The sequence below is a fragment of the Pseudonocardia sp. KRD291 genome (assembly GCF_019263595.1).
Taxonomy (GTDB): Bacteria; Actinomycetota; Actinomycetes; order Mycobacteriales; family Pseudonocardiaceae; genus Pseudonocardia.
In genome coordinates this window covers 1-10,582 of sequence record NZ_JADQDD010000224.1, presented here as the reverse complement: position 1 = coordinate 10,582, position 10,582 = coordinate 1, and the positions used below count along the sequence as shown (strand labels likewise).

Genomic DNA, 10,582 nt, shown 5'->3' with positions numbered 1-10,582 from the left:
GCGCACCGCCCGGAACGCGCCGAGCAGCTCCGCGCCCAGCACGTCACCGATCCGCGGGGTCGCGGCCAGCGCGGCGTCCTGCTCGTCCGGCGTGCCGGGCAGTGCCACGACGCCGCGGGTGGCGCGCTCGTCGTCGTCCCAGGTGCCGGGGTCCGAGCCGAACGCGGGCGGGGCCGTCAGGCCCTCGGCGACCCCGGCCGCGCCGCAGGCCAGCACGACGGCCAGTGCCAGGTACGGGTTCGCCGACGCGTCGCTGGCCTTGAGCTCGAGGTTCGCCCGGTCCTCGCCGAGGAACGCGGTGCCGGGCACGTAGCGCAGCGGCGCCTCCCGGTTCTGCACGCCCCAGAACGCGTACGCGCCGGCGAAGAAACCGGGCCGCAGGCGGGCCAGCGACCCGAGGCTCGGTGCCGTGATCGCCGCGACCCCCGGCAGGTCGCGCAGCAGCCCCGCGACGTAGGCCAGGCCGTCGGCGCCGGGGCCCTCGGGCCCGCCGGCGAGCAGGTTCTGCCCGCCGCGCCAGAGCGAGGTGTGCAGGTGCCAGCCGTTGCCGGCGTGCGAGGTCGAGGGCAGCGGGGCGAAGCTGATCGTCAGGCCGTGCGTGCGGGCGGCGGCACGCAGCGTCTGGCGGGCGAGCAGCTGCTGGTCGGCGGCGGAGACCGGGTCGGTCGCCGCGAGCGCGATCTCCACCTGGGCCGGGCCGTACTCGGCGTGCAGCTGGTGGATCGACAGCCCGTTCGCGGCGAAGTCGCGCAGCACCGACGCCACGAACTCGTCGACCTCGGTCAGCGCGGCCGGACCGTAGGCCGGGCCGTGGTGCGCCGGTGCACCGTCGGCGCGGTGCAGGGTGAACTCGAGCTCCCAGCCGGCCAGCGCCGTCAGACCCTTCTCGGCCAGCGCGGCGACCTGGCGCTGCAGCACCCCGCGCTGGTCGTAGGGCCACGGTGTGCCGTCGGCGGAGACGAGGTTGCCCGGCGCCCAGGCCAGCGCGGGCTGCCCGGCGAGCTGGGTGATCCGGTCGGTGTCCGGGACGAGCCGGGTGTCGCCGGACGGGGTGGACAGGCCCGGGTGCGCGTAGGTGATCGCGTCCGAGCTGTCGAACACCGCGAACAACGTCGTCACGCCGATCCCGGTCCGGGCGACCTGGGCCAGTGCGGAGATCGGGACGGTGCGCGAGCGCGGGATGCCGTTGTTGTCCGCCCAGGAGACGGTCAGCCCGGCGACACCGGCCTCGGTGAGCTCGCGGAGTAGTGCGTCGGTGCCCATCGGCTCTCCCTCGGACGGCGGGCCGGCCCTCTCCGACGAGCCGGTGGGGAGATCCTGCCGTGCGTGTCGAGGGCTCAGGCGGCGGGGCGGGGCCTTCGCTCGTCGGCGGTCCCGGAACGGGCGGGCTCGGTGCCGGCCACGAGTACGTCCAGGGACAGGTCCAGCGCGTCCGCCAACGCGGCGACGGTGAACAGTGCGGGCGTCGGGATCCGTCCGGTCTCGATCTTGCGCAGCGTCTCCGGGGAGATCCCGGAGGCGGACGCGACGTCGCCGAGGCTGCGACCGCCCCGGGCCGTGCGCAGCGCGTGGCCGAGCCGTTCGCCGCGCTCACGCTCGGCCGGGGTCAGGGGTACGCGCACCATGGCCGTCATACTAATACCGGAGCCGTCAGCCGAACCAGTGGACCCGCGGCAGGTCGACGCGCCGCCCCTCGGCGCGGGTCGCTCGTGTCGACCACCCCGGCGGCCCGGTACCGGACGGGTCGGGGCACGCTGATCACATGGAGCTGCCGTGGGTGTGGGGCGCGCGACCGGACGAGGTCGACGCGCACTACCCGTGCGGTGACCACGTCCCCGGCCCCGCCCGGCGGATGGTCCGGGCCGTTGACGTCGCGGCCGCGCCGGAGACGGTGTTCCGCTGGTTGTGCCAGCTGCGCGTCGCGCCCTACAGCTACGACCTGGTGGACAACCTCGGACGTCGCAGCCCACGCACGCTCACCCCGGGCATGGACCGCCTCGCCACCGGGCAGCGGTTCCTGCACATGTTCCGGATCAGCGGGTACGTGCCGGACCGGGAGATCACCGCGGTCGCCGACAACCGGATCTTCGGGCCGAGCGCCATGACCTACCGCGTCCTGGACGTCGAGCCGGGACGCAGCCGTCTGGTCGCGCGGCTGGATGTGTCCGCGGACAACCGCGCCCGCCGGGCCGTGTCGGTCCTGATCGCCTGGGGCGACCTGGTGATGATGCGGCGCCAGCTGCGGACGCTGGCGCGGCTCGCGGAGGCCTGAGCGCGGCGAGACCCCGGCTCCGGAGGCTCGAAACCGGACACCGCTTCAGGCATGATCCCGCCATGCCCGACGATGCGTTCTCGACCTTCACCCCGGAGACGGACACCGCGATCGCCCGCGCCCGTCAGCACTCGCTCGGTGACCTGCTGCACCGGACGGCCCGCCGCTACCCGGACAAGCTCGCGATCGTCGCCGGCGACCGGCGCGTCACGTTCGCGGAGTTCGACGCCGCGGTGAACCGGTGCGCGCACTCCCTCGCCGGGCAGGGCCTGACCCGGGGGGAACGGCTGGCGCTGCTGTCGCACAACAGCTGGCAGTTCGCGGTGCTGGCGTTCGCGACGGCGCGCCTGGGCGTGGTGCTGGTGCCGGTGAACTTCATGCTCGGCGCGGAGGAGATCGCGTTCATCCTGGGCCACTCCGGCTCGACGGCGATGGTCACCGAGGACGCGCTGGCTCCCACCGCGCAGAAGGCGTTGGAGATCGCCGGGGTCGAGGCCCCGGTCCGCGGCTGGATCTCCCTCGCCGGGACGCCGGTCGCGGACGGCTGGACCGACGTCGACACCTGGATCGACGGGGACGGGGATCCCGGTGCGCCGGACGTCGTCGTCGGCGACGACGACCCGTTGCGGCTGATGTACACCTCCGGCACCGAATCCCGGCCCAAGGGCGTGATGCTGCCGTCGCGCTCGCTGATCGCGCAGTACGTGTCCTGCATCGTCGACGGCGGCATGGAGCGCGACGACGTCGAGATCCACTCGCTGCCGATGTACCACTGCGCGCAGATGGACTGCTTCTTCTCCGTCGACGTCTACCTGGGCGCGACCAGCATCATCCTGCCCGGCCCGGACCCGGCGATGCTGCTGGCTACGATCGAGCGGGAGAGGGCGACCAAGCTGTTCTGCCCGCCGACGGTGTGGATCTCGCTGCTGCGCCACCCCGACTTCGACACACGCGACCTGTCCAGCCTGCGCAAGGGCTACTACGGCGCGGCCGCGATGCCGGTCGAGGTACTCCAGGAGCTCTCCCGGCGGCTGCCGGACGTGGCGTTCTGGAACTTCTACGGCCAGACCGAGATGTCGCCGCTGGCCACGATCCTGCGCCCGCACGAGCAGCTCGAGTACGCCGGGTCCGCCGGGCGCGCGTCGCTGAACTGCGAGACCCGCGTCGTCGACGACGCGGGCAACCCGGTCCCGGCCGGCGAGGTCGGCGAGATCGTGCACCGCAGCCCGCACGCCGCCCTGGGCTACTACAACGACGAGGAGAAGACCGCGGCGTCGTTCGCCGGCGGCTGGTTCCATTCCGGTGACCTGGGGATCCTGACCGAGGAGGGCCACCTCTCGGTCGTCGACCGGAAGAAGGACATGATCAAGACTGGCGGCGAGAACGTGGCCAGCCGGGAGGTCGAGGAGGCCCTCTACCTGCTCGACGGCGTCGCCGAGGTGGCCGTGTTCGGGATCAGCCACCCGCACTGGATCGAGGCGGTGACGGCGGTCGTGGTGCCGCGCGAGGGCGTCACGCTGAGCCTGGACGCGGTGCACGCGCACTCCCGGGAGCGCCTGGCCGGCTACAAGCGGCCCAAGTACGTCGTGTTCGCCGAGTCGCTGCCGAAGAACCCCAGCGGAAAGATCCTCAAGCGCGAGCTGCGGACCGAGCACGCCGATCTTGCCACCCGGGAGTGACGAGGCCCGCCCTCCCGACGGTCGCGGTCGCGCTGTTCTGGGCCCTCAGCCTGACCGCGGGCGCCCTCGTCCCGGGGTACACGGTCGCGCAGGACTACGTGTCCAGCCTGGCCGGGCGCGGCTCGTCGGTGGCGGTGCTCGGGATCGCCGCCATCGCGGTGCTGGGCCTGGCGCATCTGGCGACGGCGTGGGTGTGCCGCGGCGGGCTCGCGGTGCCGCTGGCGCTGGCCGGCCTCGCCGGGCTGACGATCGCGGCGTTCCGGGTCGGGTGCCCGCTGGACGCGGCCGGGTGCTCGTTCACGCCGGGGAACCGGATCGGCGACGCGCAGTCGGCGGTGCACGGGTACGCGGTGGCGGCCTACGAGGCGGCGCTGGTCGTCGCCATGCTGCTCGTGGCGGTTTCCCGTCGTGCCGCCGACAAGATGTTCGCGCTGGTCAGCCTCGTGGCGGCGCCGGTGTCGGTGGTGTTGTTGCTGAGCACCGGAGGTGAGGCGAACGGGCTCTGGCAACGCGCGTGGCTGGTGGTGAACACGGCCTGGCTGATCGCCCTGGCGTGGCGGACGGTCTCCGTGGCATCGAACTGCAGGTAGCGGCCGTCCACCGGGGTGAGATGACCCTGGTTGCTCTCCGCCGTGCTCGGAGAGCAATGGAGGTCATCTCACGTGCCCGCTCGGGTCGCAGGGCCGGTGAACGGCGCCAGGGTCACCCCGGCGCGGGTCAGGCCCTCCCGGACGGCGGTGGCCATGGCGACCGCGCCGGGGGAGTCGCCGTGCACGCAGGCCGACTCCGCCCGCACCGCGACGTCGGTGCCGTCGACGGCGCGCACCACGCCCTCGTCGAGCATCCGGACCAGGCGGTCGGACGCCTCCCGCGCGTCCTCGAGCAGGGCGCCCGGTTCGCGGCGCGGGACCAGCGCGCCCTCGGCGGTGTAGCCGCGGTCGACGAAGAACTCCGGCACCGCGCGCAGCCCCGCCGCCTCGGCGGCGCGCAGCAGCTCCGATCCGGGCAGGCCGAGCACCGGCAGCGACGGGTCGTAGGCGCGGACCGCCTCGGCGACTGCCCGGGCCTGCGCGGTGTGCGTGCGGGTGGCGTTGTAGAGCGCGCCGTGCGGCTTCACGTAGCGCACCCGGCTGCCGGCCACCCGGCACATCGCCTCCAGCGCGCCCAGCTGGTAGAGCACGTCGTCGGTGAGCGCGGCCGGCTCGACGTCGACGAAGCGGCGGCCGAACCCGCGCAGGTCCGGGTAGGACACCTGGGCCCCGACGGCGACGCCCTCGCGCGCGGCGTGCGCGGTCGAGCGGCGCAGCGTCGACGGGTCGCCGGCGTGGAACCCGCACGCCACGTTCGCGGACGTGACCAGGCCCAGCATCGCCTCGTCGTCGCCGAGCACCCACTGCCCGAAGGACTCGCCGAGGTCGGCGTTGAGATCCAGGACGGCCATGGCTACAGGCTGCCCAGGCCGGCCACCGACTGCCACCCGAGATAGAGGGTGAGCAGCCAGGCCAGCACCCCGACGGCCAGCAGCCACCTCGGGTAGCGGTAGCCGCCGAGCAGGTCCCGGCGCCGCCAGGCCACCCAGAGCACGACCGTGAACCCGATCGGCAGGATCAGCCCGTTGAACGCCCCGGCGAACACCAGCAGCGTGACCGGTGTCGTCCCGAGCAGCAGGTACGCCGCGGTGCTGACGACGATGAAGCCGATCGTGAGCAGGTTGCGCCGGCGCGGGGAGGTCGCCTCCGAGGTCAGGAACGACACCGACGTGTACGCCGCACCGATCACCGAGGTGATCGCGGCCGCCCACAGGATCACCCCGAACATCCGCAGGCCGACCTGGCCCGCGGCGGCCTCGAACGCCGTCGCGGTCGGGTTGGCGGTGGCCAGGTCGACCCCGGAGCCGACGACGCCGAGCACGGCCAGGAACAGCAGCACCCGCATCACGGCGGTGACCAGGATGCCCTGGACCGAGCTGCGCGAGACGTGGCCGACGTTCTCCGGGCCGGTCATGCCGGAGTCCAGCATCCGGTGCGCGCCGGCGTAGGTGATGTAGCCGCCGACGGTGCCGCCGATCAGCGTCGTGATGACGAGGACGTCCACCTGGTCCGGGAGCACCGCGTTGCGCAGCGCGGCGCCGACCGGCGGGTCGGACACGATCGCGACGTAGGCCGTCATCAGGATCATGACCGCGCCCAGCACGACGACGATCCGGTCCAGGGCCGCCCCGGCCCTGCGGATCGAGAACACCGCGATCGCGACGAGCGCCGAGAGCGCCCCGCCGATCGTCGGGTCCAGCCCGACCATCGCGTTCAGGCCGAGGCCGGACCCACCGACGTTGGCGATGTTGAACACCAGCCCGCCGGCGACCACCAGCACGGTGAGCACCCACCCGACGCCGGGCGCGACCTTGTTGCCCAGCTCGTGGGCGCGCAGCCGGGACACCCCGATCACCCGCCAGACGTTGAGCTGCACCGCGACGTCGACCAGGATCGAGACCAGCACCGCGAACGCGAACGCCGCGCCCAGCCGTGCGGTGAACGTCGTGGTCTGGGTGATGAAGCCGGGCCCGATCGCGCTCGTGGCCATCAGGAACATGGCGCCGAGCAGGGCCCGGCGTCCGGACCGCCGGCCGGCGGCGGTCTGCCCGGCCCCCTCGGGCGGGGCCGGATCCTGTGGTGCGTCGTTCACTTCTCTGCCTCCGTCGGTGCACGGCCGGGGTCCTGCGAGGTGCGCCGGAGCCTACGCGCGGGCGCGGGCACCGTTGCTCCGTGCGGGTGCCGACGGGCGGCCAGGGGTCAGGGCTCAGGAAACAGGGCTCAGGGCACGTCGCCTGCGCGGACGATCGCGGCCGCCCGGTGCCCGGCGCGCACGCGCTCCAGCGCCGAGACGCCCGCGGGCAGGACCACCTTCCGCGCCCGGGCCACGACGGCGATCACCGCATCCGGGTCCAGTGCCCGGGCCAGCGCCGCGACGAGGCCGGTCTCGTCCGCGGCGGGTGCCGCCGGGCCCGCCCACCGCGTCTGCCGGCCGTACGGCACGTCGGCCAGCACGATCCGCGGGCGGTGCCGGGCGACGATCGCACCGGTCGCGGCCGGGTCCAGCGCGTCGGCGACACCGACCTCCGTCGGCAGCCCGGGCGTCGGCGGCCCGGGCGTCGGCGGCCCGGTGACCGGCCGGTCCAGCCGGCGGGCGGCCGCGGCGGCGTCACGGTAGCCGGGCTTGTCGTGCCGCCCGGCGAGCGCGTCGAGCTCGGCGGCTCGGGCCCGCAGGCCGCCGGGCCCGAGCAGGGCCAGGTTCCGCCCGGCGAGCTCCAGCGGCTCCGGGTCGGCGTCACTGCCGACGAGCCCGGCCACCTCGTCGCGGCGCAGCAGGCCGAGCGTGGTGAGCAGCTGCGCGGTCCCGCAACACGGGTCCCAGACCACGACCGGCCCGGGACCACCCAGGTGGTCCCGGCACCGGCCGAACAGCTCCAGCGTCAGCCGCACCGGCAGCGACGGCCGTCCCGGGGCCGAGGCCAGCACGGCGTCGAGGTCCGCGAAGTGCGCGGCCGGAGCGTGGCGGTAGTGCACACCGGCCAGTCTCGCTCAGCCCGCCGGTGGCACGGGGATCCCGTTCGGTGGCGGTGTGTTCGCCGGGCCCGGGTACGGCGTGATCGGCGCGTCCCCGTTGTCGGTCACCTGGACCGGCGTCAGGTCCTGGGTGCCCGCGCCGGCGATCCGGCTCACCTTCACCCCGCTGATCCCGGCGTGACTCTGTGCCGAGTACCGGTAGGGGGCCAGCCACGGGCCCTCGAGCTGCGTGCCGACGCGTTCGACGGCGGAGACCAGCCCCTCCCGCGTCGGTTGCGGCCCGGCGGCCTGCAACGCCTGCACGAACGCGTAGGCCTCGGACATGCCGTAGATCCGGAAGTTGGTCAGCTCCGCGCCGTCGCCGTGCTGCTGCCAGACCTTGGAGAACAGCTGGGTCCACGGGTTGTCGGTGGTGTCGACGCTGGGCAGGTACTCGGTGGTGATGACGCCGTCGAGCAGGCCGGCGTCGGTCACCGTGCCCTCGGAGAACCGCGAGAGCAGCGACCCGACCAGAGCCGGGTCCGAGCCGATGTTGCTGTAGGCCCACTGCGGCTTGTAGTTGAGCCGCAGCGACTGCAGCTGCGACAGCGCCGTGTACGACGGCACGTTGAACCCGATCACCAGGTCGGCGCCGGCCGCCTGCAGGGCGGCGATCTGCGGCGCGACGTCGGTGTTGCCCGGCGTGTAGCGCTGTGCGGAGACGATCTGGCGGCCGAGGTAGCGGCGTGCGCCGATCTCGGCGTCCCGGCCCAGGTCGTCGTCCTGCAGGAACAGCCCGACCTTGGCCTGCGGGAACTTCTGCGCGATGTACTGGCTCAGGATCTTGGCCTCGACCTCGTAGTCGGGCTGCCAGCCGAACGTCTGGCGGTACTTGTCGGGCTGGTTCCACAGCAGCGAACCCGAGGACACGAACAGGTCCGGCACGCCCTCGCTGTTGAGGTAGTCCAGTACCGCGGAGTGGGTCGGGGTCCCGAGCCCGCCCAGCATCGCGAACACCTGGTCCTGCAGCACCAGCTCGTTGACGACCTGGCTGGTCTGGGTGGGGTTGTAGGCGTCGTCGCGGAAGACGTACTCGATCTGTCGCCCGTTCACCCCGCCGTTGGCGTTGACGTAGTCGAAGTAGGCCTTGGTCCCGGTGGGGATCTCGCTGTAGCCCGGCGACGCGACCCCGGTCAGCGGGAAGTGCGCGCCGACCTTGATGCTCTGCGGGGTGATCCCCGGCTGGGCGCCGCCCTCTCCCCCGGACGGCCGTCCGCCGGCGCCGCACGCGGAGAGCAGCAGCGCGGCCACGGCGACCATCGCGGTCACCGCCGCCCTGCCGCCGCGGCCGGGGCGTCCCCGGGCGACCCCTGTCCGTCCGAACCTGTTCATCGAGACCTCCTCGTCGAGTTCCCTGTTCCGAAACGACCCATCGAGTGCCACAGCCTGCGCACGATTCCCGCGACGCCGGTCGGGGCGAGCAGCACCACCAGCACGAGCACCACGCCATAGACGAACGGGGCGAGCTGCGCGGCCGCCACGCTGTCCAGCCCCGCGGCCGTGCCCAGGTTGGTGACCGCCGGGGGCAGGAACACCAGCAGCGCCCCGCCCAGCAACGCCCCCGGGAGGCTGCCGAGCCCGCCCACGACGACGGCGGTGAGCAGCCCGAGCGAGAGCACGATGGTGAACCCGCTGGGCGCGGCCAGCCGCACGACGATCCCGAGCACCGACCCGGCCAGGCCGGCGCAGGCCGCGCTGACGGTGAACGCCAGCACCCGCACCGGGCCGGGGCGGATGCCGGCCAGCTCGGCCGCGACCTCGTCGTCGCGGACCGCCCGCCAGACCCGTCCGACGCGGCTCGCGGCGAGGTTGGCCAGCAGCAGCAGCACCACCAGCACGGCCGCCCACCCCACGTAGGCCAGGTACTTGGCGCTGGACATCTCGTTGGCGGACAGGAAGTAGATCGCGTCGCCGAACCAGCCCGGGGCCTGCGGCGAGTCGATCTGCATGCCCTGCTCGCCGCCGAGCACGCCGTCGAAGTAGATGGCCAGGCCGGGCACCGCGATCGCGAACGCGAGCGTCGCCCCGGCCAGGTAGGGCCCGTGCAGCCGGGACGCCGCGGCGCCGACGACGACGCCGACCACCGCCGTCACCGCGGCCGCCGCGACCATGACGACGACCAGCGGCGGTCCGCCGTCCGAGCCGAGCAGCAGGCCCGTGGTGTAGGCGCCGACGGCCATCAGCGCGCCGTGGCCGAGCGAGATCTGCCCGTTCAGCCCGGTCAGCACGGTCAGCCCGGCGGCGGCGATCGCGTAGTAGGACAGCGTCGCGAACTGCGAGTTGCGGAACGGGCTGGTCGTCTCCAGGACCAGCACCACCGCCAGGGCGCCGAGCAGTACCAGCAGCGCGTGCCGGCCGAACGTCGAGCGGGGCAACCGCCGCCGCAGCATGTCGAGCCGGCTGCGCGCGGGTGCCGGGTCGGCGTCGGTCCGGTCGTGCACCGGGGCGGCCATCAGACGCGCCGTGCCGCGGCCCGGGCGAACAGGCCCTGCGGTCTGGCCAGCAGCACCGCGATCAGGATCGCCAGCGCGGCGAGCGCCACCAGCTCGCTGCCGAGGTAGCCGCTGACGTAGCTCAGCGCGAGCCCGATCACCAGCCCGCCGACGACGGCGCCGCCCGGCGAGTCCAGCCCGCCGAGCACCGCCGCCACGAACCCGTAGACGATCACCGAGTCCATGTAGGCCGGGTAGACCAGGCTGCCGCCTGCGATCAACAGGCCGGCCAGCGAGCCGACGACGGCGGCCAGCGCCCAGCCCAGGGTCAGCAGGCGCCCGACCGGGACCCCGAGCAGCCGGGAGACCTCCTGGTCGAACGCCGCGGCCCGCATCCGCAACCCCACGTCGGTGAACCGGAACAGCGCCACCAGGGCGAGCATCACGACGAGCACCGAGCCGATCACGAAGATCGAGAACGGGGTGAAGGCGATGTTCACCCCGCCGACGGTGAAGCCGGTCAGGTCGAACGGCGCCGGGAACGACCGGAACGTCGCGCCGAACAGGATCGCGGCCAGCGCCTGGATCGCGACGAAC

General features: G+C 73.8%; 11 protein-coding genes. 3 read left to right on the top strand and 8 right to left on the bottom strand.

What is annotated here, in order from left to right:
• On the bottom strand, positions 1–1,263 hold a 1,263-nt coding region (locus I4I78_RS24370), incomplete at its 3' end, for a glutamine synthetase family protein (protein WP_218613812.1).
• Between the two features lie 74 nt (positions 1,264–1,337).
• The gene (locus I4I78_RS24365; protein ID WP_218613811.1) at positions 1,338–1,625 is read right to left on the bottom strand and encodes a helix-turn-helix domain-containing protein; all 288 of its coding nucleotides are present in this window, start codon (positions 1,623–1,625) and stop codon (positions 1,338–1,340) included.
• 137 nt (positions 1,626–1,762) lie between these two features.
• Here I4I78_RS24365 and I4I78_RS24360 point away from each other — a divergent pair, with 137 nt between their 5' ends.
• From I4I78_RS24360 to I4I78_RS24350, 3 genes are all read left to right on the top strand, one after another.
• A complete protein-coding gene (locus tag I4I78_RS24360) occupies positions 1,763–2,272 on the top strand; it encodes a polyketide cyclase (protein WP_218613810.1) in 510 nt (169 codons plus the stop codon).
• A gap of 62 nt (positions 2,273–2,334) precedes the next feature.
• Positions 2,335–3,951, top strand: a complete 1,617-nt coding sequence (locus I4I78_RS24355; protein WP_218613809.1) for an acyl-CoA synthetase — start codon at positions 2,335–2,337, stop codon at positions 3,949–3,951.
• Complete coding sequence (locus tag I4I78_RS24350) at positions 3,948–4,541, top strand: DUF998 domain-containing protein (RefSeq protein ID WP_218613808.1); 594 nt, start codon at positions 3,948–3,950, stop codon at positions 4,539–4,541. Before I4I78_RS24355 ends, I4I78_RS24350 begins: the two co-directional genes overlap by 4 nt.
• 68 nt (positions 4,542–4,609) lie before the next feature.
• On the opposite strand, the gene I4I78_RS24345 is transcribed toward I4I78_RS24350, so the two are convergent.
• The 6 genes from I4I78_RS24345 to I4I78_RS24320 all read right to left on the bottom strand — a co-directional run.
• Positions 4,610–5,392, bottom strand: coding sequence for a LamB/YcsF family protein (locus I4I78_RS24345; protein WP_218613807.1), 783 nt, complete (start codon positions 5,390–5,392; stop codon positions 4,610–4,612).
• 2 nt (positions 5,393–5,394) lie between these two features.
• Positions 5,395–6,540, bottom strand: coding sequence for an NRAMP family divalent metal transporter (locus tag I4I78_RS24340; protein WP_218613815.1), 1,146 nt, complete (start codon positions 6,538–6,540; stop codon positions 5,395–5,397).
• 221 nt (positions 6,541–6,761) lie between these two features.
• Positions 6,762–7,514, bottom strand: a complete 753-nt coding sequence (locus I4I78_RS24335; protein ID WP_218613806.1) for an rRNA methyltransferase — start codon at positions 7,512–7,514, stop codon at positions 6,762–6,764.
• 15 nt (positions 7,515–7,529) lie between these two features.
• Positions 7,530–8,885 carry an ABC transporter substrate-binding protein gene (locus tag I4I78_RS24330; RefSeq protein WP_226380347.1) on the bottom strand — a complete coding sequence of 452 codons (1,356 nt, stop codon included), beginning with the start codon at positions 8,883–8,885 and terminating at the stop codon, positions 7,530–7,532.
• The gene (locus tag I4I78_RS24325) at positions 8,882–9,943 is read right to left on the bottom strand and encodes a branched-chain amino acid ABC transporter permease (RefSeq protein ID WP_218613813.1); all 1,062 of its coding nucleotides are present in this window, start codon (positions 9,941–9,943) and stop codon (positions 8,882–8,884) included. The genes I4I78_RS24330 and I4I78_RS24325 overlap by 4 nt, the downstream gene beginning before the upstream one ends.
• 62 nt (positions 9,944–10,005) lie before the next feature.
• Positions 10,006–10,582 (bottom strand): branched-chain amino acid ABC transporter permease (locus tag I4I78_RS24320; RefSeq protein ID WP_218613805.1); only part of this gene is annotated, 577 nt, incomplete at its 5' end.

Bases quoted from the DNA above. Each gene is read 5' to 3' on its own strand.
- I4I78_RS24365 (WP_218613811.1), bottom strand. From the start codon at position 1,625: ATGGTGCGCGTACCCCTGACCCCGGCCGAGCGTGAGCGCGGCGAACGG.
- I4I78_RS24360 (WP_218613810.1), top strand. From the start codon at position 1,763: ATGGAGCTGCCGTGGGTGTGGGGCGCGCGACCGGACGAGGTCGACGCG.
- I4I78_RS24355 (WP_218613809.1), top strand. From the start codon at position 2,335: ATGCCCGACGATGCGTTCTCGACCTTCACCCCGGAGACGGACACCGCG.
- I4I78_RS24345 (WP_218613807.1), bottom strand. From the start codon at position 5,392: ATGGCCGTCCTGGATCTCAACGCCGACCTCGGCGAGTCCTTCGGGCAG.
- I4I78_RS24340 (WP_218613815.1), bottom strand. From the start codon at position 6,540: ATGTTCCTGATGGCCACGAGCGCGATCGGGCCCGGCTTCATCACCCAG.
- I4I78_RS24330 (WP_226380347.1), bottom strand. From the start codon at position 8,885: ATGAACAGGTTCGGACGGACAGGGGTCGCCCGGGGACGCCCCGGCCGC.
- I4I78_RS24325 (WP_218613813.1), bottom strand. From the start codon at position 9,943: ATGCTGCGGCGGCGGTTGCCCCGCTCGACGTTCGGCCGGCACGCGCTG.